The 23,881-nt window shown below is 40.1% G+C and carries 21 protein-coding genes and 1 pseudogene; 17 read left to right on the top strand and 5 right to left on the bottom strand.

The features are described from left to right. Window positions 1–352: 352 nt before the first annotated feature. Window positions 353–1,759, top strand: a complete 1,407-nt coding sequence (locus LC653_RS28575) for a hypothetical protein (protein WP_229498026.1) — start codon at window positions 353–355, stop codon at window positions 1,757–1,759. A 471-nt stretch (window positions 1,760–2,230) separates the two neighbouring features. Beyond that, entirely contained in the window at window positions 2,231–2,707 is a 477-nt protein-coding gene (locus tag LC653_RS28570; RefSeq protein ID WP_229498025.1) for a tellurite resistance TerB family protein, read from the top strand. Between the two features lie 157 nt (window positions 2,708–2,864). On the opposite strand, the gene LC653_RS28565 is transcribed toward LC653_RS28570, so the two are convergent. Then, window positions 2,865–3,464, bottom strand: a complete 600-nt coding sequence (locus tag LC653_RS28565; RefSeq protein ID WP_229498047.1) for a hypothetical protein — start codon at window positions 3,462–3,464, stop codon at window positions 2,865–2,867. Window positions 3,465–3,725: 261 nt separating this feature from the next. Between LC653_RS28565 and dacB the strand changes: the two genes are divergently transcribed. The 4 genes from dacB (at window position 3,726) to LC653_RS28545 (ending at window position 8,534) form a co-directional block, all read left to right on the top strand. Then, window positions 3,726–5,165 carry a D-alanyl-D-alanine carboxypeptidase/D-alanyl-D-alanine endopeptidase gene (dacB, locus tag LC653_RS28560; RefSeq protein WP_372478235.1) on the top strand — a complete coding sequence of 480 codons (1,440 nt, stop codon included), beginning with the start codon at window positions 3,726–3,728 and terminating at the stop codon, window positions 5,163–5,165. Between the two features lie 603 nt (window positions 5,166–5,768). Next, on the top strand, window positions 5,769–6,371 hold the full coding sequence (locus tag LC653_RS28555) for a TerD family protein (protein WP_229498023.1): 603 nt from the start codon (window positions 5,769–5,771) through the stop codon (window positions 6,369–6,371). A 70-nt stretch (window positions 6,372–6,441) separates the two neighbouring features. Then, window positions 6,442–7,014 (top strand): TerD family protein, encoded by a 573-nt coding sequence (locus LC653_RS28550; RefSeq protein WP_229498022.1) that lies wholly within the window; start codon window positions 6,442–6,444, stop codon window positions 7,012–7,014. Window positions 7,015–7,115: 101 nt separating this feature from the next. Beyond that, on the top strand, window positions 7,116–8,534 hold the full coding sequence (locus LC653_RS28545) for a TerD family protein (protein ID WP_229498021.1): 1,419 nt from the start codon (window positions 7,116–7,118) through the stop codon (window positions 8,532–8,534). A 169-nt stretch (window positions 8,535–8,703) separates the two neighbouring features. On the opposite strand, the gene LC653_RS28540 is transcribed toward LC653_RS28545, so the two are convergent. Beyond that, window positions 8,704–9,210 carry a GNAT family N-acetyltransferase gene (locus tag LC653_RS28540; protein WP_229498020.1) on the bottom strand — a complete coding sequence of 169 codons (507 nt, stop codon included), beginning with the start codon at window positions 9,208–9,210 and terminating at the stop codon, window positions 8,704–8,706. Window positions 9,211–9,284: 74 nt separating this feature from the next. After that, a pseudogene (locus LC653_RS28535) lies at window positions 9,285–9,392 on the bottom strand (FAD-dependent oxidoreductase); the annotation flags it as partial. 183 nt (window positions 9,393–9,575) lie between these two features. On the opposite strand from LC653_RS28535, the gene LC653_RS28530 reads away from it, so the two are divergent. The 9 genes from LC653_RS28530 (at window position 9,576) to LC653_RS28490 (ending at window position 21,162) form a co-directional block, all read left to right on the top strand. Next, window positions 9,576–10,019 (top strand): helix-turn-helix domain-containing protein, encoded by a 444-nt coding sequence (locus tag LC653_RS28530; RefSeq protein WP_229498046.1) that lies wholly within the window; start codon window positions 9,576–9,578, stop codon window positions 10,017–10,019. A 37-nt stretch (window positions 10,020–10,056) separates the two neighbouring features. After that, window positions 10,057–10,536: a VapC50 family PIN domain-containing toxin gene (locus tag LC653_RS28525; RefSeq protein WP_504828437.1), complete on the top strand. Its 480-nt coding sequence runs from the start codon at window positions 10,057–10,059 to the stop codon at window positions 10,534–10,536. A 58-nt stretch (window positions 10,537–10,594) separates the two neighbouring features. Beyond that, entirely contained in the window at window positions 10,595–11,641 is a 1,047-nt protein-coding gene (locus tag LC653_RS28520; RefSeq protein ID WP_229498018.1) for a zinc-dependent dehydrogenase, read from the top strand. Window positions 11,642–11,733: 92 nt separating this feature from the next. After that, window positions 11,734–13,005, top strand: a complete 1,272-nt coding sequence (locus tag LC653_RS28515) for an inorganic phosphate transporter (RefSeq protein ID WP_229498017.1) — start codon at window positions 11,734–11,736, stop codon at window positions 13,003–13,005. A gap of 247 nt (window positions 13,006–13,252) precedes the next feature. Then, window positions 13,253–14,464, top strand: a complete 1,212-nt coding sequence (locus LC653_RS28510) for an RNA-guided endonuclease InsQ/TnpB family protein (RefSeq protein ID WP_229498016.1) — start codon at window positions 13,253–13,255, stop codon at window positions 14,462–14,464. A 758-nt stretch (window positions 14,465–15,222) separates the two neighbouring features. Continuing rightward, on the top strand, window positions 15,223–17,637 hold the full coding sequence (locus LC653_RS28505; RefSeq protein ID WP_229498015.1) for an EamA family transporter: 2,415 nt from the start codon (window positions 15,223–15,225) through the stop codon (window positions 17,635–17,637). Beyond that, window positions 17,638–17,805, top strand: coding sequence for a hypothetical protein (locus tag LC653_RS28500; protein WP_229498014.1), 168 nt, complete (start codon window positions 17,638–17,640; stop codon window positions 17,803–17,805). It begins immediately after the preceding gene. Window positions 17,806–19,455: 1,650 nt separating this feature from the next. After that, window positions 19,456–20,355: a heterocyst differentiation master regulator HetR gene (hetR, locus tag LC653_RS28495; protein ID WP_229484880.1), complete on the top strand. Its 900-nt coding sequence runs from the start codon at window positions 19,456–19,458 to the stop codon at window positions 20,353–20,355. 534 nt (window positions 20,356–20,889) lie between these two features. After that, window positions 20,890–21,162, top strand: coding sequence for an EamA family transporter (locus tag LC653_RS28490; RefSeq protein ID WP_229498013.1), 273 nt, complete (start codon window positions 20,890–20,892; stop codon window positions 21,160–21,162). 67 nt (window positions 21,163–21,229) lie between these two features. On the opposite strand, the gene petL is transcribed toward LC653_RS28490, so the two are convergent. Continuing rightward, window positions 21,230–21,325 (bottom strand): cytochrome b6-f complex subunit PetL, encoded by a 96-nt coding sequence (gene petL / locus LC653_RS28485; RefSeq protein ID WP_100899295.1) that lies wholly within the window; start codon window positions 21,323–21,325, stop codon window positions 21,230–21,232. Between the two features lie 168 nt (window positions 21,326–21,493). Here petL and aroB point away from each other — a divergent pair, with 168 nt between their 5' ends. Further along, a complete protein-coding gene (aroB, locus tag LC653_RS28480; RefSeq protein ID WP_229498012.1) occupies window positions 21,494–22,627 on the top strand; it encodes a 3-dehydroquinate synthase in 1,134 nt (377 codons plus the stop codon). A gap of 91 nt (window positions 22,628–22,718) precedes the next feature. Continuing rightward, complete coding sequence (locus LC653_RS28475; RefSeq protein ID WP_229498011.1) at window positions 22,719–23,297, top strand: Uma2 family endonuclease; 579 nt, start codon at window positions 22,719–22,721, stop codon at window positions 23,295–23,297. Window positions 23,298–23,407: 110 nt separating this feature from the next. On the opposite strand, the gene LC653_RS28470 is transcribed toward LC653_RS28475, so the two are convergent. After that, on the bottom strand, window positions 23,408–23,716 hold the full coding sequence (locus LC653_RS28470) for an S-layer protein (RefSeq protein WP_229498010.1): 309 nt from the start codon (window positions 23,714–23,716) through the stop codon (window positions 23,408–23,410). Window positions 23,717–23,881 lie beyond the last annotated feature (165 nt).

The raw sequence follows: 23,881 nt of genomic DNA, 5'->3' as shown, positions 1-23,881 counted from the left end.
GTATTGCTTCCATTCGAGAACCGCTATAATATGCTGCGTTACTAAAAAATTTTAGTTGAGGAACGAAACCCAACATTTCCGGGGATTTGTTGGGTTGCGCTTCGCTTAACCCAACCTACAACGTAACTACTAGCGTTGGGGAGTAAGATTCAAAGCCTCTCTCCTAAAAGGAGAGAGGTTTGGAGAGAGGTCAAAGTGTATTGCTTCCATTCGAGAACCGCTATAATATGCTGCGTTACTAAAAAATTTTAGTTGAGGAACGAAACCCAACATTTCCGGGGATTTGTTGGGTTGCGCTTCGCTTAACCCAACCTACAACTTTATCTGACAACACGAAAACCAATCAAAAATCGTGAATAATTTCAGCCTCAGCCTCTATGCTTTTCATCTCCACCACACCCTAACTGAACTTCCCAGTGAAGTTGTGGCAGATGCTAATCTCTTGTGGGAAAATTTGGTGAAAGTGGGTGAAGGTTCGCTGAGTTTTGTTGGGTTGAAAGATTTACGCTCAAAATTAATTTGTTATCAAAATGGTAAATACGAACCCAAGCGCGAACAAGGAAGAAAAGGTGAACGTTTAACTGATACAGAATATTTAGAATTAGGTGGTCTCCCAACAACAGAAGGCTTTAAAATTAATGCTAATCTTCAGCCTTTCTTGCTTAACGATACCTACGCAGTTGATTTAACTCTGTTTCCAGAATTACCAAACATTTCCATAGACATACTACAACTGCAACATTTTAAACCAAATTCCCTACTACCATCTAATATTCAAGCATCTTTAGGACAAACATTATGGATTTATGGAGAAGTAGATCCAAGTGAAGATTGTGATAAACTAGCTGAAAAATTAGCCATAGCCTTAGTAGCTGGCACAAATTTAAATCCTGTACGATCGCAACAAGGAGAACTGTTTGGTAGTCTTTTATTTGAATACCAAGCACTTGACCCAGATGAACCAGATAATCCTGCCAAACAATGCCATATTTTAATAGTCATTAATAATAGTCAAGCTGCAACAGTAACACTTGCAGAAAAAGCCTATGACTGGTTGCTAAATTTACTTTGTAGCTACCACAAAATACTTTACATTTATCAACTAGCTCGTCAGCGCTACCGAGAAGCAAGAAGAATTTATAGTGATTTAGAAAATAAAATCCAAGAATTTAACAGGCTGATATCTGAAAATCAAACACAATTATCTGGCTTAAAAAGCTTAATGGGAAAAATTCCTAAACAAAACTTTGATTACACCAGATGCTTGCAAGATTTACAAACACACCACACAGCAATTACTACTAATATTACTAATTACAGAATTTGTTTAGAGAAGATTCAAACTATTGATAGCGGGAATATCCCCCAATCTTGGCAAAATTTTATTAATAAAGACTGTAAAAAATGGCAAGAACAAATACAAACAGATATTAACTATCTGACTCCAGGTCAAGAATTGTTTGGGCAATTCGTTGATACTATCCGAGGTATAGTAGAGACAGAACAAACTGAGCGCGATCGCTCCTTAGAAAACACAATCCAAGTACTAGGTATAGGCTTTGGCGGTGGTGCGATCGCCTCTGGTATAATCGTCCAACACATCGACAAAATTAACCAACCCCTAACCGTAATATCTCCCAACAACCCACCCCATCCCTTTTACGCATCTTTATTGTTGAGTGTTTTAGCTACATTCTTTTTTATTGGCATAGGTTGGCTGATAACTAAGCGCCAATATCATCCTGGAGATAAAAAATAAGTAGAGAAATCATAGAACTCTTGTAAAGACGGGATTATAGAAGTTTGCAGTTGATTCTAATACAGCCTTACCTACCTCTCACTTTAAACTACGGTGGTGTACACACAAGTCGAATTACCCCCCTTAATCCCCCCGATATATTGGGGGGAAAAAAGAAATCTAGTTCCCTCCCCAATACATCGGGGAGGGTTAGGGTGGGGTAAAACCCTGGTTAATCAGCTATTTCAGACTTGTGTGTACACCGTATCCTTTTAGGCTACGCAGCGTACACAAGTACTAAAAACCTTCATCCCTTAAGGGAATTTAACCGTTTTTATACGCAGAGTAATATATTCTCTGCGTATTTTTTATGAAAAAAAGATTCATCCCAATGTATATTTCTGGATTCTTTTGGGAATCATAAATTGAGGAAGCACTATAAACCGCAAGGTATGACTTCCTGAAATATCACGTAACTTTTAAAGGATAATTATGTCTAAACGCAAGTTGCCCAAAGGCCGTAGTGTTAGTTCAGTTGCTCTAGAACCAGAAGTTGCGATCGCCATCCTTGGACTGTTTTCAGCTGCGGCTGACGGTGAAGGTATTTCTTCAACAGAAGAATATGCTTTAAGTGAATTTCTCGGTCGGGTTGGCTTATTTGAAGATTACTCTGAAGAAGACTTTGAAGAATTGACCGAAAAAGTCGTCAGCTTGATTGAAGAAGAAGAACCAGAAGATTTAATCGCCCAGTCCATCGAATCCTTACCCAACAGAAATTATCGCGAAGCTGCATACATCACAGCTATCTTAGTGGTAGGGATTGACGAAGAAGTACCCGAACACGAACAAGATTATATTTCTGAGCTTCAAGAAGCCTTAAAAATTTCAGACGAACGCGCACAAGAACTTATTGATGGAGTATTCGGAGAGGAAGAAGACGAAGACGAAGAGGAAGAGGAAGAGGAGTAATCCTTTTTCAATTACAGCCTCAACCATGTAGCATCGTTAATTTGGGGTTGCTAATTTAGAGTAAGAAATAATTTTGTTTAAGTTGAGTTGTTCAGATTCCTGACTTCATAAAGAAGTTGGGAATTTTGCACGTTATCAAAATTAATTCCATAGACCACTAATTAGAAATTGGTACATTTTTAAATGCGGCTGTATCTGGCACAAAAATGTCCAAGTTATTAACACCATCGGGAACTCTTAGCCAGATATAAGCATCTGCGGAGGCTTGTGGACGTACTTGAAACAAAGAAACGCTTCCTGTTGAGCGATTGAGAGCAACTCCTTTGTAGGTTACGCTAGTCTCTGGATTGCGGGCTGTTGTACTAGCAACCGATATAATATCACCACCAACAACTCCGTCTGTGGCAAGGCGACGAATACGCATTTGCAGATTTACCACATCACGGTTTCCAGTTTCTGGATCTTTAATTCGCTTTGCTGAAAGTAACTCAACTTCTGCCTTTTTACCGAAAGCAGGCTGCACAAATTGACCAGGGCTAATTGCTGAGGTTGTAGCAGTGGCTGGCGATGATGAAGCCGTTGCTTGTGGAGAAGTTGTAGCTGTAAGACTTGGCACTTGAGTAGGAATGGTGTTAGTGACTGTATTATTGGCATTTAGTGTCTGCCGTAGCGTGAAAACTTCGTAAGCTACATAGCCGCTACATCCTAAAGCCAAAGTAGAGAGTAATACAGCTACACCAGATAAAAATGTACTCACACCATTGCCTCGATTCCGTATTTGTGTATATTCAGGCTGACTTACGTTTCTATTTTGTAGTCCCATAAATTATGTTTGTGCGTAGGCGCAGCCCGTCGTAGACATCGCCCATATATGAAACATGTGAACATCTTCCCTATACTAATTAAGTAACTTTACTGAGCCAATTCTTCTCTCTCCGGAAAGAAGTTGTTGACAAGGTAAAAATATCTATCTTTGGGATAAGGAGAATTGGTGAGACTTAAGACTTTCAATCATCCACTGGGTGTTTTATTAATATTTTTGACTAGCCAGATAGGATTTAGTTCTATTGCGAAAGCACAAACCCCAGTTGCACCAACAACTACCACAAAATCAATTTGCTCTACCCAACTGGGAACAGCTATAGATGCTGTAATCAATCGTCCCTTGTTTAGTCGGGTGCGCTGGGGAATTTTAGTGCAACCCCTTTCAACCGGGCCAACTCTTTACAGTCGGGATGCTCAGAAATATTTTACTCCCGCGTCTAACCTCAAGTTGCTGACAACAGCAGCTGCATTGCAGCAATTGGGTGCTAATTTTCGGATTCGCACCTCTATTTATCAGAATGGCAATGGTGTTTTACGTGTTGTCGGTAGGGGAGATCCCAGCTTCAGTGATACTCAACTGCAAACATTAGCACAGCAGTTAAAACAGAAAGGTATTACCCAAATTCAGCGATTGATAGCTGATGATAGTTATATTCAAGGTGATATTGTTAACCCCACCTGGCAATGGGAAGATGTGCAGTCAGACTATGGCGCACCAGTCAGCAGCTTTATTCTAAATCAAAATATTTTTAGCTTAAAACTTGTACCGCAAGCTGTAGGTAAATCTTTACAAGTGGTGTGGACTGATGCTGGCGAAGCGAGACAGTGGCGAACAATTAATCAGTCAGTAACCGTTGCCCAAAATCAACCGAGCTACGTCAATGTTACCCGCGAATTATCAGGAACAGTATTACGAATTCAAGGACAACTGACAACAAATTCTGAACCGTCTTTAATAGATTTGCCTGTAGTTGACCCTAATTATTACTTCTTACGGCGCTTCCGTACTGCTTTGGCAACAGAAAAAATTTCCTTGGGACAAATATTAGTAGCAAATGGTGGTGTCAATCAAGAGGAAATAGCATTTGTAGAGTCGCCACCTTTATCTGAATTATTAGCAGAGACAAATCTAAATAGTAATAATCTTTATGCTGAAGCTCTGTTGAGAGCATTAGCTATGAAAAAACCCAGAGTGAATCAGACTAGCGCTGATGTAGGTTTGGAAGTTGTCAAAGCAAGTTTAACTCAATTGGGAGTTGATCCAGCAAATTATATTTTAGTGGATGGTTCGGGTTTATCACGTCGTAACTTAGTGACACCAGAAGCTTTGGTACAAACTTTGCGAGGGATAGCAAGAACACCAACAGCATATATATATCGCGCATCTTTACCCGTGGCGGGTAGAAGTGGAACCTTGAAGGGACGCTTTCAAGATACGCCTGCTGAGGGCATTGTGCAAGCAAAAACAGGTACATTAACGGGTGCAATTTCTCTATCTGGATATATGAATGCGCCTAATTATGAGCCGTTGGTTTTTAGTATTATCGTGAATCAATCAGAACAACCTGCAACAGTTGTGCGGCAGGCAATTGATGAAATTGTTGTGTTGTTAACGCAGTTGCAGCATTGTTAACAAATGTTTAGAGATGCAAAATTTTGCGTCTCTACATTCGCCTACTCTGGTAAGTAATTGAAGCGATCGCACTATAGGATGATCAGAACATTGGTTCTGCCGTAACTTATTGACAACAAAGCTCTAGACTCGGAGCTATCACTTAAGCATTAACACAAAGACAATAATGTTTAATAGTTTAGCGCAGTTGCAGTCTGCTTTATAACGACAATTATATCAGTACTACCAACAAAAAAATATGTGGCATGAATGTCAGAGTTTTTGAGATTACGTATTTTTACTGATTACACTGCTTTTTAAAGGTGACTACGATAGAGCGCATAACAAATATGATGTGCCTAGCTACTTATGTGGCATGTTATTACTGAACTTGAAATAGATAAACTCATTAGTTAACTCTGACAAAAACCAGGATTACACAATAAAAATTGCTAGCTTCATTGGGTATTAGTTGCTTTAATGCATCATGATTCTTCATACCAACCTGAACGCACCAAAAGTAGTGAAAATTAACAAAGTTCAAAAGAATGAATGCTGATACAAACAGCTATCCAATCAAATAGCTCAAAACATTAGCAATCTGAATATATTCAAGATAATCACATGGGAATCAACCTACAAAAAGGGCAACGTATCTCACTTTCTAAAGAAGCTCCTGGGCTAACAAAGCTGATGTGCGGACTAGGGTGGGATGTAGCAAAACGTTCTGGTGGCGGTTTTTTTGGGGCTTTTAATAATACTCAAGATTGTGACTTGGATGCTTCTGTAATCTGTTTAGATCAAAAGGACAAAATAACAGATATAAATAACGTTATTTCCTTTAGAAATTTATCCCACAAATCAGGAGCTATTACCCATTTGGGTGATAATCTCACGGGTGCAGGAGCAGGTGATGACGAGCAGATTATTGTAGATTTAACTAGACTCCCAAAAGAGATTGTCAAATTAGTTTTTACGGTTAACATTTACGACTGCATTGCTTGTAAACAAGAATTTACACAGGTAAAAAATGCCTTTGTACGACTGGTCAATACGTCTAACAATCAAGAAATTGCCAAGTATCATTTATCTGGGTCTGAATACAAAGGAATGACCGGGATGGTCATGGCTGAAATTTACAATCACAATAATGAGTGGAAAATGGCAGCTATTGGTAACGGCATTAAGGTTAATGGTTTAGAGGGACTTATGAAAGTCTATGCTTAACTACTTATTGAGTTACTCAACTCAATAAAAACTCTGAATAAAATTCATTTTGAAAAAATAGGTAGTCATTATGTCAATTAACCTCAGCAAAGGCGAAAGAATCAATCTTTCAAAAGAAGCACCAAGCTTGAAAAATGCCGGAATTGGTTTAGGATGGGATGTCAATGTTACAGATACAGGTTCAGTTTTTGACCTTGATGCTTCTATATTTATGTTAGGTGCTAACGGAAAAATACCTAACGAAAAATACTTTGTATTCTATAACAACTCACAATCACCGGATGGTTCTGTAAAACATGAAGGAGATAGCAGAACAGGAGAGGGCATAGGAGATGATGAGACTATTAAAGTTGATTTGAGCAAAGTTGATGCTTCAGTTCAAGAAATAGTTTTTGTCGTCACCATACATGAAGCGGAGCAAAGAAAGCAAAACTTTGGACAAGTCAGAAATTCGTTTATCAGAATTTATGACAACGCCACAGAAAAACAAATTGCTAAGTATGAATTAGATGAAGATGCTTCTGCCGAAACTGCAATTGAATTTGGTAAGCTTTATCGAAAAGATGGAGAATGGAGATTCCAAGCTGTCGGTGCTGGTTATAAATCAGGGCTGCAAAATTTTGTAGACCGATACGCCGCTTAACAGTTATCTCATTAGTTAAGAAAAAGGGAGTATTCATTGGTGGTACTCCCTTTTTTACGTAAAATAATTAACATAATTTTAATCTATAGGATGTATCTAAAATGGAAATTGAATTAAACAAAGGTGGTAGGTTTAATCTTTCTAAAGAAGTTCCTGATATAAAGAAGGTAGCCATTGGCTTAGGTTGGCAAGCAAGTCATAATGAACAAAGCTATGATATTGATGCTTCTGTGTTCATGTTAGGTGCAGATGGTAAAGTTCCTGATGAAAAATATTTTGTATTCTATAATAACCTTGAATCTTTTGATGGTTCTCTCAGGCACTCAGGAGATAATAGAACCGGGGAAGGTAACGGAGATGATGAGACAATTTATATTGATTTAGCAAAAGTCAATCCAGTTATTCAGGAGATAGTTTTTGTTGTCGCTATTCATCAAGGTCAAGAAAAAAATCAAAATTTTAGCCAAATAAAAAATGCTTTTATCAAGATTTACAATAACGAAAATATAAATTCTTTAGCTCGGTACAACTTAAAAGAGGCTTTTTCTCAAGAGACAGCTTTGGAATTTGGACGCTTGTATAAAAAGGATAATGAATGGAGGTTTCAAGCAGTAGGAGAAGGCTATAGTTCCGGGCTACAAAGTTTTGTAGATAAATATATTGGAGAAACTAAACAGGAACAAAAAAAAGAATATACAAAAGTAGAAGGTGAGAAAGAAAACTGTAAAAATCAAGGAAATATAGCATTAGATAAAAAGCTTGAGCGTGAAGCACCACATATTTTCAATCTCGTTAAAAAAGCAGATATATCACTTCAAAAAGTAAATTTGGCAAATCATAAGGCTAAGGTTGTGCTTTGCCTTGATATCTCTGGTTCAATGAGTTCGCTCTATAGCTCAGGTAAAATCCAGAGGTTTGCTGAAAAAATTCTTGCTTTAGGATGTCGTTTTGATGACAACGCCTCTATTGATATATTTCTATTCGGAGCTAAAACCCATAACGTAGGTGCAATGACTATCGAAAATTTTAAAAGCTTTATTCCAAATCTACTAAAACAGTATCCACTCGAAGGTGGTACTTACTATGGTAAAGCTATCAATATGATTAGAAAATTTTATTTTCCAATATCTAAAAAAAGTAGCAAAAAAAATGATATCCCGTTAAATCAATCAGTTTATATCATGTTTGTTACAGATGGAGCAACGTCTGACGAGCCGCAAACAGAACAGTATCTTAAAGAGTCCTCGTATGAGCCTATTTTTTGGCAATTTATGGCTATTGGCAAGTCAGGTAAGGATGTCAAAGGTAAAGGTATTTTAGGCTGGTTAGGTCAAGCAAAGGCAAGTGATTTTACCTTCCTAGAACGACTGGACGAAATGAGCGATCGCTATGTTGATAATGCCGATTTTTTCAGTTTAGAAGATCCAGAAAATATAGCGGATCAAGAACTTTATGATTTACTGATGACTGAATATCCAAACTGGGTAAAATTAGCTAAAATTAATAATTTATTACGATAAAAATTATTTACTCTAAATAAATGTCTCTTTGCGATCGCCTGAATTTAACTAAACCAAATCGCAAGCTCAAAGTCCCTATTTAGCAACATATAGACTTGAGTATACCTCCCAAACTCCGTTGTCAGGGATGTCAATCAACAGATCACTGAAACCTTGCAATCCCACAACCTCAAGCTGTGGGAGTGTCAATAATTCGGAGTCCCATGATTACTAAGTCCCTTTCAACGCTGTCAATTTCGGCAACTTTAGGTAAATTTCCCCAAGGTTGAAAACCAAATGTTTCAAAAAGTTTTAAACTGGGTTGATTGTGGGCAAAAATAAAGCATAGTAGAGTCTTTAAACCCAAACTAGGACTTTCGCTAATTGCTTTTGCTAATAGTTGTCGTCCCAAACCACATCGATGAAAGCGAGGGGCTATGTAAATACTAATTTCGGCAGTCGTACTATAGGCGGGCCGCCCATAAAAGGATTGGAAACTCAGCCATCCAGCAATTACTCCCTCTACTTCGATTACCCAAAGTGGCCGTTGTGAAGGCGATCGCGCCTTAAACCAAGGAAGGCGACTTTCCACGGATACTGGCTCTAAATCAGCAGTTGCCATACGGCTAGGAATTGCAGCATTATAAATTGCCACAATTGCAGGCAAATCAGTTTCAGTCGCATGGCGAATAGTCATTGCTACCGTCTCGGAAAAAATCTTGAGAAAATATTCAAAAATAATACAGCGTTACGAAAGCCGTAACACTATCTCACCAGAATAGTTTTAGCTCCCCATTGCGCCGCTTGGATAGCCGCCGCAGTTCCTCCGGTTCCTCCACCGACAACTAAGACATCAGCTGTCTATGTCTGATTAATCATCGCTTAACCTCACTGGAGTTTTGACATATTTTCTCCACATAGCTTGGGATCAGACAAGATAATTTATTTTATTTTTCGGATATTTCGTTTATGTAGTGTGTATGATTAAGATGGTGAATAAGATTAACAGTGTAAATTGCATTGTTAATGACAAACCCTGCAACACAGTAGTAGACTAATATGATGTTAAAACAGAACATGTCTTTAGATTCTGTAATATCTCCACAGCTAGAAGCTCAATCTATCAAAGAACTGGAGCGCATACTGAGCGTTAAAGATTTTCAGGCGAAACTGGTAGGAGCTAACGGAGAAAAAATTAACATTCCTGAACCGATTTATCAAGTCCTGCTTCAAGTTGTCCACGCAATGGCATCAGGTAAGGCTATATCTATAATTCCTCAACAACAGGAATTGACGACACAACAAGCCGCTGAGTTTCTTAATGTATCACGCCCATACCTGATCAAGTTATTAGAACAAGGTGAAATTCCTCACATTAAGGTGGGTTCACACCGACGGGTTCGTTTTGATGATTTAATGAATTACAAACAGCAACGGGATGTGAAACGCGATCAACTCTTAACTGAGCTAACTCAGATGAGCCAAGAAGCAGGATTCTACGAATAGGAGTAATTCAAATCTCAAAGATTTTAAAGAAAAGGATCTGAGGTCTTGGAATATAAAAGCCAAGCACCCAGATACCTTTCTTACTCACCTTTACGATCTTGACCCAGATTCCATACTTCAAGTAATGCAGCGATGGTCTCAAGATTTAAAAAAGCCACCGCTGACTTTTGTCGAGCTACTTGATCTGCTCAACAAAGAAGTACCAATATTCGCCAGTAAGGTTTTATGGCATGAATATAGCCAGAGTGTTTTCCAAACTGCTAAAAAAGCCTTGGATAAATTAGGCAAGGTGGCACTAGAAGGGGGCTTATATTTTGAGGGAGAGCGCTATCGACTCTGGCAGAATCGGGGAGTTTTAACAATTACTGCCAAGGACAACCGAGAGGAGATTTTGCGGCTTAAGAATGGCAAAATTCAAGGTAACCTCTCATCGGCGGATATCAAAGCATTCCAAAGATTTGAACAAAGCTTAGAAACAGAACTAGAACAAGGTAAGACATATAAATCACAAACCTGATAGCTTAACGTTCACCACTAATGTTACATCTAGTATCGTTGAGTGGGGAAAAACCAACGTGAAAGCACAGGTATTTAGAGGCGTCAATCAACTGTCTTACGAAGATATCCCAGTTCCAACCCTAGAACCAGATGAAGTACTGGTACAGGTCCGGGTTGTGGGGTTGTGTCAGTCAGATATTAAAAAAATTCGTTATCCATTATATGAACCGCCGCGCATTTTTGGACATGAAACTGCCGGCACGATCGCAGCATTAGGCAATGATGTCAAAGGTTGGCAAGTTGGACAACGAGTAGCAGTGATGCATCACATCCCCTGTATGCGTTGCGCCTACTGCCTAAATGATAATTTCTCCATGTGTGATGTTTACAAAAACATCTCCACAACCGCAGGCTTTAACGCTAGTGGCGGCGGTTTTGCCGATTATGTCAAGGTTCCCGGACATATTGTCCAAAATGGCGGGCTAATTCCCATCCCGGATAATATCAGTTTTGAAGAAGCCAGTTTTGTAGAACCGACTAACTGCTGCTTGAAAGCTGTGAAAAAAGCTCAAATTGCTCCAGGACAAACTGTGTTAGTTACTGGTGCTGGGCCAATTGGGTTAATGTTTATCATGTTGGTAAAGTATTTTGGAGCAAAAGCGATCGCTACCGATTTACTACCCTCTAGAATTGAAAAAGCCTTGAGTGTCGGTGCAGAGGCGGCTTTTGATGCTCGTGATCCCGATTTATCAGCAAAAATCCATGCGCTAACTGGTGGACTGGGTGTTGATATTACCCTGCTGGCTGTTCCTAGCGAGAAAGCTTTCTTTCAAGCACTTGATAGTACCCGCAAAGGTGGCAAAATATTATTTTTCGCGGAATTCCCCGATGAGGTGGAAATTCCCATCAACCCTAATATTCTCTACCGTCGAGAAATTGACTTGATAGGCAGTTATAGCTCATCTTATCGGCTTCAGAATCTATCAGCTGAGATTGTATTTAATCAACGAATTGACGTACAAGCGTTGATTAGCGATCGCTATCCATTAAAAGATTTATCAGCAGCTGTCGAAGTTGCGATCGCACCCACACCGGATACTTATAAAATCTTAATTTATCCGTAAAAGGGAGATGAGGGGGATCTCTTCAATTTTGAATTTTGAATTTTGAATTTTGATCTCCCCTGCTCCCTCATCTTCCTGCTAGCCTCAAAAAAATGCTTATTACCCTAGTTGCAGTCGCCCTACTAGCTTTCTACGTCGCCTGGAATCTCGGAGCAAATGATGTTGCTAACGCGATGGGAACCTCTGTAGGTTCCAAAGCTGTTACCCTCAAACAGGCATTAATAATTGCTGGGATATTAGAATTTACGGGTGCTGTGTTGTTTGGACATGAAGTAACGGAAACTCTGGCAACGAAAATTGCCAATCCCGCTTTATTCGCAGCTACACCCCAAATATTCGTTGTTGGGATGGTAACGGTGCTAATTTCTTGTGGTGTGTGGTTACAAATTGCCACATCACGCGGTTTACCTGTATCCTCTTCTCATGCGGTTGTTGGTGCGATCGCTGGATTTAGTTGGGTAGCTTTAGGAGTAGGTGCAATTGATTGGTCATCAATTGGCTTGATCACCATTGGCTGGGTTTTAACACCATTAATTAGTGGTGCGATCGCTGCTTTATTCTACAGTCAAATAAAGCACTGGATTTTAGATCAACCCAATCAAGTAGTGCAGTTACAAGAATGGATTCCCTGGTTGAGTACTGCGCTACTAGGTGTATTCGGCGTAATTGTATTACCATCGCTGACTCAACCGCTAACCAATTTTGTAATTGAGCAAGTTGGTTTCAACATCCCTGCTTATGACATACCACTATTAACTGGTGCAGTAGCAGCAGTTGGACTCACAATCATTAGTTGGCGACAATTGCAAGATTTGGGGAAAACAGAAGAGTCTATCCAATCCCCAATCCCTAATCCCGTAGAAAGATTATTTGCCCGATTCCAACTACTAAGTGCTTGCTTTGTCGCCTTTGCTCATGGTTCTAATGATGTGGGAAATGCGATCGCTCCTTTAGCTGCGATCGTCTACATCAATCGCACTGGTAGCGTACCTACAGATGGTATCACCATCCCCATTTGGATTTTAATCCTTGGTGGTGCTGGTATTGTTGGTGGTTTAGCTGTCTGGGGTAAAAAAGTCATCGCCACTATTGGCGAAAACATTATTGCCTTGCAACCTAGTAGTGGATTTTGTGCCGAACTTGCTACTGCTGCTACCATCCTCATCGCCTCCCGGCTAGGTTTACCAGTCTCCACCTCTCACGCTCTCGTCGGCGGTGTAGTTGGTATTGGACTAGTGCAAAATATCAAGTCAATTAAGTTTCAAACACTAAAAGGTATTGCCGCCGCATGGCTAATTACAATCCCCCTGAGTGCTGCCCTTAGCGCTGCCATCTTTAGCATCGCCCGGATTTTATTTCTCTAAAGAATTATTAATATTTTCCTAAGTTTTTCTTTTACTGCATCTACTCAAAATAGAACCTAGACTGCAACAACGCCAAAAAAGCGTATTTTTGCAGAACTGCTGCTCATTCATTAGAATGTTGTGCAGGGGTTAATTAACAGTATCCAAAAAGCTAATAATTACTACCAATTACTTACATTTATTATTGGGACTCCCAAAATCATCTGATAAGAGTGATTATGTTGGCATGAGACTGTAAAATACAAATATGCTACTAGGATTCAAGACAGAACTGAAAGTCAACAAGCAACAACGTCTACTACTCTCCCGACACGCAGGAGTAGCCAGACACGCTTGGAATCAAGGTTTAGCATTATGCCAACAGGTATTGCTACATAATAGTATCAACCCAGATGACAAAATTAAATTTCCCACAGCCATAGACTTACATAAATGGTTAGTAGCATCAATTAAATCTACCCATCCTTGGTATTATGAAGTATCAAAATGCGCTCCTCAATACGCATTAAGATATTTATCAGATGCCTTGAAATGTTTTTTCAAGAAAAACAAAGGGTTTCCTAACTTCAAGAAAAAAGGTAAACATGATTCTTTTACTTTAGATGGAGCAATTCATATTGACCACAGAAAAGTAAAAGTACCGATAATTGGATGGATAAAAACCTACGAACTTTTAGCAGCAGGATATAAACCCAAATCAGTCACAATCAGTAAACAAGCCGATAAGTGGTTTATATCTTGGAAAATAGAAGTAGAAACGAGTGAAACCCCTAAAAAACAAGAGTTTATAGGAGTAGACTTAGGAATAAATCATCTAGCGATATTATCAACAGGAGAAATATTTGATGGAGCCAAGAGTTATAAAAAGTATCAGAAAAAACTAGCAAGAATGCAATATTTGAATCGGCATAAACAAGTTGGCTCAAGTAACTATAGAAAAGCCAATATTAAAATAGCGAGACTACACCTTCATATTGCCAACATCAGGAAAGATACATTACATAAAATCACCACCTATATTAGCAAAAACCACGCGGTGATAGGGATAGAAGATTTGAATGTATCACGCCACTTGCTTCAAGTCGGGGAACCCGCCCAACGCAGTGGCTCAGGAATGTTAGCAAATGGGAAGTTAGCTGTATCTATAGCTGATATGGGTTTTTATGAATTCCGTAGGCAGTTAGAATATAAAACCAAAGCTTTTGGTAGTAAGTTAGTAGTTGTGGATAGATTTTATCCCAGTAGCAAAACTTGCTCTAGCTGTGGTGAAAAAAAACCATCTCTGTCACTGTCTCAACGAGTATTCCAATGTGTGTGCTGCGGTATGACATGCGATAGAGATTTGAATGCTGCTATTAATTTAAGTCAGGAAGCGGCTAGATTAGTCGTGTTAGCTTGTGGACTGGATAGTGCCGACACTTCCAGGATGAAACAGGAAGAAAATGAGGGCATTTGTTAGCATTTGTTAGCATTTTTAGATCGGATAGCGTAACTTTGAATTTCCACAGAAAGATACTTTAATCTCCATTTAGAGATATAAACTGTCACACAAGTTACATTCTAGACGAATTTACAGTTAATTTCGCAAGTCAGACAATTTTGTGGCAATAACGCACCCATCTGCAAGTATTTGACAATTACTATTGGTAGCAAAACATTAACAATTCAAAATTCACGCATTCAAAATTCAAACATTTTAGACATTTCAGACGAAGAGAAGTGCCTTCTCCCAAGGGGAGACGCCAAGGGCGATGCGCGGGTTAAGAGCGTTGTGGCAACTACGTTCGATTTAAACCCCGACTGAAACTGGTGCTACATATAGATGTAGGGGTCTTAAACCCTTGAACTTAAGATAAATGTTTATTTGGAGTGAGATTTATTGAAAAGTAAAAATCTCATTAGCAAATAGTTGATCTAAATTAAACTGACCAAAAACAACAAAGGTTATAGTTCAAGCGACTTACAGCCATACGGACAATCCAAAGTCCAAAATCGAATGACAAAATACTTGTCAATGCTGAAGAAAACACTGTGTATTAAGCAGTAGGGCAGATTTGATGCTTTGCCAACCTGTGTCTAGTATGACAGAATTACGTTGAAATGCCCAAGTGCTGTTAAAATTTTCAATTTATCTGACAAAATACAGGAATTAGTATGAGCGCCAATAAAGTGTACCGGAAGCAGCTTTATCGTCAAGGTGTTAGAGGTTAGAAGCTAATGGGGCGATTCGAGAAGCAACCAGAAAACCCGAGAGTCAGAGGCGAGCTATCCAGAGCAGCAGAAAATGCTCTTTGGGCTGTAGTTGAAGACTTAGAAAATCTTCAACAGAATGTCCTCAGAGGATTGCAGGAAGACGTAAAGCGGCTTCAGTCAGAAAAAAACCGGTTATCTGATGACATTCAAAGCTTGCTAGAGGAAAAAGAGCATTTACAACAAGTGCGCCAAATTACTGAGCAGCAAGTGTTAATTCGGCAACTGGCAGAAGTTCTGGCAAAGCATATATCTTCACAACTGCAATCCTCTCTGGCAACTTTAGCTAACCAAACCATAGAGGGCAAGTCTTACGATCAAGCTGCGCTTAAGTCCGCTGAAGTAAGCAGCAATGTAGTAGGTGAAATCAATGAAAAAGTCGAACACATGTTTGACAGCTTGGATGACACCGTTACTATTACCTTTAACTCGCTACAACAGGAGCTGAAGAACTATCAAAGTAATCTTTCCCAACAGTTGTCACGGATGTACAGCCAGCAGCAGCAAGGGGAAACGATTTTGGCGGAGTTTGTTAATCGCCTGCATGGAGAACTAGAAAAAACTATAGAAGAAGCTTCACGCAAAGCAGCAACAGCAGGTACACCTACTGTTTTGCAATTTACCGAGCCAGAGAAAAACAGTTCTTTTGAGACATCCCCGCCACAGGTTGGCGAAGTAGTAAGAAATTCCCCTGAGCCAATTTCCGCGATCCCCAATAAATTTTCACCAAGGGAAACGACATCAGAGCCGACTGTTGTTAGAGAAAACGCCGCAAACCCAGTTTCTGTCCCCAATAAAGACTTATCCCAAAGGGAAACAACATCACAGCCGCCGGTTCTTAGAGAAAACGTCGCTAACATAATTTCTATCACCAGTAAAGACCTGCCCCAAACGGAAATTAAATCAGAGCCGACTATTGTTAGAGAAAACGCCGCCAACCCAATTTCTGTACCTAGCAAAGACTTGTCCCAAACGGAAATTAAATCAGAGCCGACTATTGTTAGAGAAAACGCCGCCAACCCAATTTCTGTACCTAGCAAAGACTTGTCCCAAACGGAAACTAAATCAGAGCCGAATGCTGCTGTAGTTCCGCCACCAAAGGAAAGTGCTGCTGAACCAATTTCTGTCCTCAATAAGGACTTACCGGAAAACGAAACGACATCAGAGCCTCCGACTGTATCTGTGCCACAGCCGGAAGCAATACAACCTTCACGAAGGAGAAACGCTGCTGAATCAATTTCTCTCCTCCGCAGGAACGTGTCACAGAGCAAAGCTAAATCCCCGCCTTCTACTGCGCTAGAGCCGCAGCCGCGAGCAAAACCTCCACAATCGCGATCGCGCAATTCCTCTGGTTTATCCCCGATCCAAATCGGTTTCTGGCTGATTGTCTTATCGGCAGTGTTATCGTCGCTTTACAACGTAGCCATCAAGATAATTTTCGACGAAGGTTCCCAGATTTTTGGAGTATTAGAGGTAGAGCGCTTGCTGCCGCCGACTTTGGGCAATACTTTCTTAATTTTGACCCTACGGTTTATGGTAGTAGTACCACTGATGGTATTGTTGTCTCCGATACTGCATCCAAGTTTGTGGCAAGACTTGGAAAACTTGGCTAACTCAGTCCGAGGAAATCCCACACCTGCTAATGCCGATACGAAGCAGACTTTGCTGTTGTCAGTTGTGAGTGGGTGCTTTTTGTTTTTATCTCAGGTGCTCATATACACTGCGATCGCTCAAGTCCCAACTGGAATGGCGATCGCACTGTTCTTTGTCTATCCAATGCTTAGTGGTCTATTGTCAAGGCTTCTGTTTGGCGCTCGCCTTGGCATATTCCGCATCGGTGCGATCGCCGCTATTTGCTGCGGTGAATTGTTGGTTTTGGCAGGTTCTCCCAGCATAGGTATGAGTAATACTTCAATGGGAAGCAGCACCGCCATTCTTTCAGGCGTGGCTTTTGCTGCCTACATATTTCTGACGGGGCATTGTGCTAGCAAACTGCATCCTGTGACTTTTACTTTAATTAACTTCGCTACCATGTTGCTGTTGAGCTTTATCTGCTTGATGCTACCTTTACCAAGCGATTGGAACTTGGTAGTTGACCCCTCTAAGATGCTGGAACTGGTTTTAAGTGCATTTATTTTGGGTGTGTTGACTCTTGCCGGCTATTTGCTGAATAATGTTGGTATTAGTAAACTAGGCCCCTCCCGATCAGCGCTCATCGGTGCTAGCATCCCAGTTTTAACCGTGATTTTCGCTGGGTTAATCATTCAAGAAAATTTGCATATTGTGCAAATTCTAGGAGTGTTGTTAGTAACCTTTGGCGCGGCTGCTTTCAGCTTTGAAACAATGCGAAATAAGGTTAAACCCTCTAGTCCCAAGAATTAAATGACGAGTTCAATCAGTTTAGGTGTGGTGGGAGGTAAAGTAGCTCCCATCACTCTAGGCATCAATCCTGAAGCGAATACGCCTAGTTGTAACTTCTCTAAATCATCTGTGACAAATAAGATCCCCGGCTTCGTAAAAGTTGCTGGGGATCTCAGCTTTTACGAATAATTTAAGACTGCTGTATAGGTAGAGATAACGCTTAATAGATGAGTGAGCAGTAATCAGAATAACTTTACTTGTAATATTTTTTTAGGGATTTAGCCTGATACAGGTAGGTAAAACACGTATATATAAGCAGTACGAGTAGTACTGACTCAAGCAATTTAGCACGAGTACTTGCTCACAGAGGAGATTGGCAAGGAGTTAAGACCATTGCAGCACGTTTTGCAACTAGGAGATGAAGAAGTAGCACAAGTGTTTAGAGTAACACGGTTTTTCAGCGTGGTAGACTCAGTAAGTGGGCAAGAATAAATTAAACTATGTTACGTAATGTAAAATTAATTAAGTTGTCTTGTAGTAAGACTTTCAGCCTTTAAAATAAGGCTAGAGGCTTTACTACAAACCTTTAATTATTCACGCCCACTTAGTTATTGTGTTTGGGGAGATGGTATATTTATTTCTGTCAATCTGCACTAGTCAATTTAGTCTGCGATCGCCCAGACGCCTAGATAAAGAAGCTTATATCGTAGCTTGCTACGGATTATCTTCTTTTTATTTACGCAATTCAACATCCGTCAAATATATAAAACAGCGAGGTAAAAATATACTTAAAAGTAGCCAATGAATTAGTTAAATCATGAAAATTTAAAATTCTTTCATGAAAAAAATATCTAAATAACTTAGAAAATCAAATATGTTTTATTATATATTTGGCTAATAACTAATTATTTCGCTATTAGTATGATCAAAAAACCTGATAGCTATGCGATTAATTCAGACTGAATTGCAGCTTTCTGTGTAAAATTATCAACCCAAAAATATAATTATGGTTTTGATTTAGAAGGAAAAATCAAAATATCATCAAACCTTGATTGAACCAGAATATAAATTGTTTAAATACGCATTTATCAATTTTAAAAATACATAAATTTATTACAAATTCCAAAAAAAATGATATGATAAGGAACGAGATTTGAAAAAACAACAGGTATTTTTGAAATTGGAATTAATTGCTCTACTTGATGTCTACTATCTTGCGTCAAGCCAACGGCTTATACTGCCGAGACATCACTGGAGGTTGTGAATCAAATGATAGTTCGCAACGAGCCATGTGGCTCAACCTCTGAATGTTTCTACACCTGGTAAGCGATTTATTTTTAGACCACTCCCACTTATTTCTAGTCATTTGTGTGCTAAAAATAATTCGCTAAAGCTGAATAAAAGCCATCTTTTTCGAGTAACAGATATCCCAGATGAACCACGCAAACTAGTTTTTACTCCGAGTCGGCATAGTGCCATAATTAAGGTGTAAACAGCTTGATGTTGTTGCTCTTGAAAGATAAAAAAATCTCAGAGAACTTAAAGGCTTTATAGATTACTTGCAACACAGTTGACATTTGGGACGGAAACCGTCGTCAAGCTGGGATTGGTGATGTCTGTAATTTTCTGGTCAGATGCTCCAGACAGTTATAGTAACCACAACTAAATCTGCCTTAATACCAGAAAAGATGCGAAAATGGTAGTTTGGGCTACCACGGATTTCATAGTTATCGCATACTAATATAGTCTGAAGTGAAAACATTGCCTTCAGCCAGGTGTATACTACCTATTTTCAATCCATTAAAAATTGTGTAAACGTGCTATTCAATTGTCTGTAATATGAGTAACGACATAGATCTGATCAAACGTCTTGACCCCAGTGCGATGGATCAGATCATGCTTTATCTGGCTTTTAGTGCCATGCGGACGAGTGGGCACAGGCATGGGGCATTTTTAGACGCAGCCGCAACAGCAGCAAAGTGTGCAATTTACATGACCTATCTAGAGCAGGGGCAAAACCTGCGGATGACAGGGCATTTGCACCACCTGGAGCCGAAACGGGTAAAAATTATTGTAGAAGAAGTCAGACAGGCTCTAACAGAAGGCAAACTATTAAAGATGCTGGGTTCTCAGGAACCGCGCTATTTAATTCAATTGCCTTATGTCTGGCTAGAAAAATATCCTTGGCAACCGGGGCGATCGCGCGTTCCTGGTACCAGTCTGACAAGTGAAGAAAAAAGGCAAATTGAGCAAAAACTGCCCAGTAACTTACCTGACGCCCAGTTAGTTAGCTCTTTTGAGTTTCTGGATTTGATTGAGTTTTTGCACAGGCGATCGCAAGAAGACTTGCCACCCGAACACCAAATGCCTTTGAGTGAAGCCTTGGGTGAGCATATCAAGCGCCGTCTGCTCTACTCAGGAACGGTAACACGCATTGATTCTCCTTGGGGAATGCCCTTCTATGCTCTTACCCGTCCTTTTTATGCCCCCGCAGACGATCAAGAACGCACTTACATCATGGTAGAAGATACCGCTCGGTATTTCCGCATGATGAAAAATTGGGCAGAACGGCGACGAAATGCCATGCGCTTACTGGAAGAACTTGATATCCTCCCAGAAAAAATGGAGCAGGCTATGGAAGAATTGGATGAAGTTATCCGTGCCTGGGCAGATAAATATCACCAAGACGGGGGTATTGCAGTGGTTTTACAGACAGTTTTTGGCGAAAGAGAAGACTAGTACCGCAAGGCGGAAGTCACGCATTCACGCATAATTATATTCCAAGCTTTTGGGCCATTTGAAATGGTAGATTTATTTCCGCCGACCTGTACTAGTAGCGCTACGCAAAATTCAAAAAGCTTACTTTATAAGCTTTCCACTGATTTTGTCCCTTGCTTAAAAGTAGGGGGATAGTTGGTATATTTACACTGGAACACTGTACTACTAGTACAAAAGTCACAAATTTGCTTGTGACTTTTGTATTGTAAGTGTTTAGTTTGCATAATTTGCAAGCAGAGGACAATTATGGTTTTATATAGATATTTTTGCTTCAGTCATAGAGTATAATGTCTAGGCTAGTTATAACGGTTCGTAGTAAGCACTTTAGTGCTTAACCCTCTTTTATCACTTTGGGAGAACCCAATCGCTAAAAGCCTTTCAGAGCTTTAATTTTTAGGTTTTGTCTATAAATTTTAGTTACTGTTAGATAATATTGGCTCAAAGCTTGATGAAATAAAAGTTTCAGAACCTTGCTTCGATTATTGTTTTCCGAGAGTGACAAAACAGGGCTATTTGGGTTTGGTGGGAACTGGGTTAGCTTATATGCTTTGGTTTGGCGGAATTGAACGATTAAAAACAACACCTGTTTCTTGCTTGGGATTGATGAGTCCCCTAGTTGCAACACTGATGGGATTTATTGTGTTACATCAAACGCTAATGCCAATTCAACTGATTGGAGCAGCGATGGTACTCGTGAGCGTTTTAGTGGGACAACAAACTAATCGATTAGGCGATGGTTCGACCACTTTTAAGCGCAACTTATTGTGAATTGAGGGACAGGCAGAGTGCCCGTCCTTCAAAAATCATAGGTTGATAGGTTGAATGTATCTCTGGGTTAAATTATTTTGGCAGTCCGCAAACCGAACAGCAGACCGACAGCCAAACCAAAGAACAAAGCTAAAAAGCCGATGTAAGCTACAATTGCAAACATTTATGTTTCTCCACAATACTTCCTAAATCTATTGAATCATTAGTCATTGGTCATTGGTCATTGGGCATCAGTCTTTTCTTTGCTCCTCTGCTCCCCCTGCTCCCTCATCTCCCGACTCCCCAGATTGCGATACAATACAGCCCACGGGCGCTTGTTAGGGGTTGGGCAATGACTTCTGTAATTAATGTGAATTTACCAGACCAGTCTTATGAGATTGCGATCGCACCTTCGAGTTTAGATCAACTGGGTCAACAGATGGCCAGTCTCAAGCTAGGCAAGAAGGTATTGCTGGTTTCTAATCCGACGATTTTTAAGCACTTTGGGGAAAGAGCGATAACTTCTCTGCGAGACGCTACGCGAACGTTAAGCTTTGCTAACGCATCCCTAACATCTGCTGGATTTGAAGTTGCTAGCTGCACCCTACCACCAGGGGAACGCTACAAAACCCTCAATTCCATCCAAAAACTTTACGATATCGCCTTGGAAAACCGCTTAGAACGTTCTTCTACTATGGTGGCTTTGGGCGGAGGTGTGATTGGCGATATGACTGGCTTTGCAGCCGCAACTTGGCTGCGCGGCATTAATGTTGTCCAAGTGCCTACAACTCTCTTGGCGATGGTAGATTCGGCAATTGGTGGCAAAACTGGCGTGAATCATCCCCACGGCAAAAACTTGATTGGGGCATTCCATCAACCGCGCTTAGTTTTGATTGACCCAGATGTGTTAAAAACTCTTCCTATGCGTGAGTTTCGGGCAGGAATGGCAGAAGTTATTAAGTACGGTGTAATTTGGGATGCCGAATTGTTTGCCCAATTGGAAGCAAGTAAACGCCTCGACCAACTCCGCTATGTAAAACCTGACCTGATACACACCATACTAGTGCGCTCTTGTCAAGCCAAAGCTGATGTTGTTAGCAAAGATGAGAAAGAAGGTGGATTGCGGGCGATTCTCAACTATGGACATACTATCGGTCATGCAGTGGAAAGTTTGACTGGTTATCGTCTAGTAAATCACGGTGAAGCGGTGGCCATTGGTATGGTAGCAGCTGGTCAAATTGCTGTGGAATTGGGAATGTGGCAAAAGGAAGACACGGAACGTCAAAATGCTTTAATTCAAAAAGCAGGTTTACCGACTCAGTTACCAACTGGGGTAGATATTGAAGAAATTATTGACGCGTTGCAGTTAGATAAGAAAGTCAAAGCGGGGAAAGTGCGGTTCGTTTTACCAACAGAGATTGGTGTAGTGACAGTTACCGATGAAGTGCCATCAGATATTATTCGGCAAGTTTTGCGAGGAATGTGAAGAATTTGAAGAATTCAGGAGTCAGAATTCAGGAGTCGGAATAAAAATTAGTTGCTCTGTCCTTCAATTATGAATTACCAATTATTGAGCCATGATACTCCAAGCTAAAAATCAATTAACCTTGCAAGAGTTCTTAAATCTTTCACCAGGTGAGGGAGATGTAACTTATGAACTTGTTGATGGTCAAGCAATTCCTAAAATGTCACCAAAATTTTTTCACGCAAAACTTACCCGCGTCCTTCTGAATTTGATTGAGCAATCGCGTGAAGGAAAAGGAGAAGTTTGCCCGGAATGGGCTGTTGCATTAACCCGTCGGGGGCGAGATTGGATGCCAATTCCAGATATTTTGTACATTTCTTATGAACGTTTACCTGCGAACTGGGATGAAAACGAAGCTTGTCCTGTTCCTCCTGATTTGGTGATTGAGATTATTTCCCCAGGACAAACCTTTGGACAAATGGCAGCTAAAGCCAAAGACTATTTAGATGCTAAGGTACTGCGGGTATGGGTATTAGATAGTAAAGCCAGAAGCATTACTGTTTTTTATCCCGATGCAGCACCACAAACTTATATGGGAGAAGAATTACTCAAAGATTCTTTATTTGAGGGATTGGAATTTACTGTTGAGCAGGTGTTTCAAAAGGCGAAAATACCATTAGACACCGAATAGTAAACTTTTTACATTTACCACAATTCTCTTCATCTCAACGTCCATCGAAATTTCAATCGGCGGCTTTTGCTACTCAAAGTTTTATATCTTTAGTCAGCAACGCCCTATTTTTAAAACTGCGGTTCTTTCTGCGGTTGCTGCTGGCTATTTGTTGGTTGCAGTTTTTGAACTAAAGCTGGTGGCGTAGCTTTGCGGAAAGCACCGCAGTAGTGCATAGTCATAACTGCTTTAAAAGCCCAATGGTCTGATGGCACATCACTAAAGGGATTTGGTAAAGTTTCTGCTTGATTCTGAACACAAGCATTCAAAACTTGATTCGATTTTGCTGGAGTGTCGGTAGTAGGTTCTTGAGATTTAACAGAGGTAACAAAGCTAGTAGTAGCTAGCACTACGACTGTTGCCAGAAGTTTGCAGTTCATAATTTGAGTTTTTTAGGGATGAAGGTCTACCCTATGTTATACCAATTCAAAAAATGTTTGCGACAGATAAGGCATCAAGGATGAAGTCATAACCAGTCAAAGAAGCAGCAATTTTAGGAGTTAGTTCAGCAAGAAGTTGAGCAACTTTAGTTCGCAGATGCTCCA

The organism is Nostoc mirabile CHAB5784, from assembly GCF_020829645.1.
Classification (GTDB): Bacteria; Cyanobacteriota; Cyanobacteriia; order Cyanobacteriales; family Nostocaceae; genus Nostoc; species Nostoc mirabile.
The sequence above is the reverse complement of the archived record's forward strand: the minus strand, read 5'-3'. Positions and strand labels throughout refer to the sequence as shown.

Bases quoted from the DNA above. Each gene is read 5' to 3' on its own strand.
- LC653_RS28570 (WP_229498025.1), top strand. From the start codon at position 2,231: ATGTCTAAACGCAAGTTGCCCAAAGGCCGTAGTGTTAGTTCAGTTGCT.
- LC653_RS28555 (WP_229498023.1), top strand. From the start codon at position 5,769: ATGGGAATCAACCTACAAAAAGGGCAACGTATCTCACTTTCTAAAGAA.
- LC653_RS28550 (WP_229498022.1), top strand. From the start codon at position 6,442: ATGTCAATTAACCTCAGCAAAGGCGAAAGAATCAATCTTTCAAAAGAA.
- LC653_RS28545 (WP_229498021.1), top strand. From the start codon at position 7,116: ATGGAAATTGAATTAAACAAAGGTGGTAGGTTTAATCTTTCTAAAGAA.
- LC653_RS28540 (WP_229498020.1), bottom strand. From the start codon at position 9,210: ATGACTATTCGCCATGCGACTGAAACTGATTTGCCTGCAATTGTGGCA.
- LC653_RS28530 (WP_229498046.1), top strand. From the start codon at position 9,576: ATGTTAAAACAGAACATGTCTTTAGATTCTGTAATATCTCCACAGCTA.
- LC653_RS28515 (WP_229498017.1), top strand. From the start codon at position 11,734: ATGCTTATTACCCTAGTTGCAGTCGCCCTACTAGCTTTCTACGTCGCC.
- LC653_RS28510 (WP_229498016.1), top strand. From the start codon at position 13,253: ATGCTACTAGGATTCAAGACAGAACTGAAAGTCAACAAGCAACAACGT.
- LC653_RS28505 (WP_229498015.1), top strand. From the start codon at position 15,223: ATGGGGCGATTCGAGAAGCAACCAGAAAACCCGAGAGTCAGAGGCGAG.
- LC653_RS28500 (WP_229498014.1), top strand. From the start codon at position 17,638: ATGACGAGTTCAATCAGTTTAGGTGTGGTGGGAGGTAAAGTAGCTCCC.
- hetR (WP_229484880.1), top strand. From the start codon at position 19,456: ATGAGTAACGACATAGATCTGATCAAACGTCTTGACCCCAGTGCGATG.
- petL (WP_100899295.1), bottom strand. From the start codon at position 21,325: ATGTTTGCAATTGTAGCTTACATCGGCTTTTTAGCTTTGTTCTTTGGT.
- aroB (WP_229498012.1), top strand. From the start codon at position 21,494: ATGACTTCTGTAATTAATGTGAATTTACCAGACCAGTCTTATGAGATT.
- LC653_RS28475 (WP_229498011.1), top strand. From the start codon at position 22,719: ATGATACTCCAAGCTAAAAATCAATTAACCTTGCAAGAGTTCTTAAAT.
- LC653_RS28470 (WP_229498010.1), bottom strand. From the start codon at position 23,716: ATGAACTGCAAACTTCTGGCAACAGTCGTAGTGCTAGCTACTACTAGC.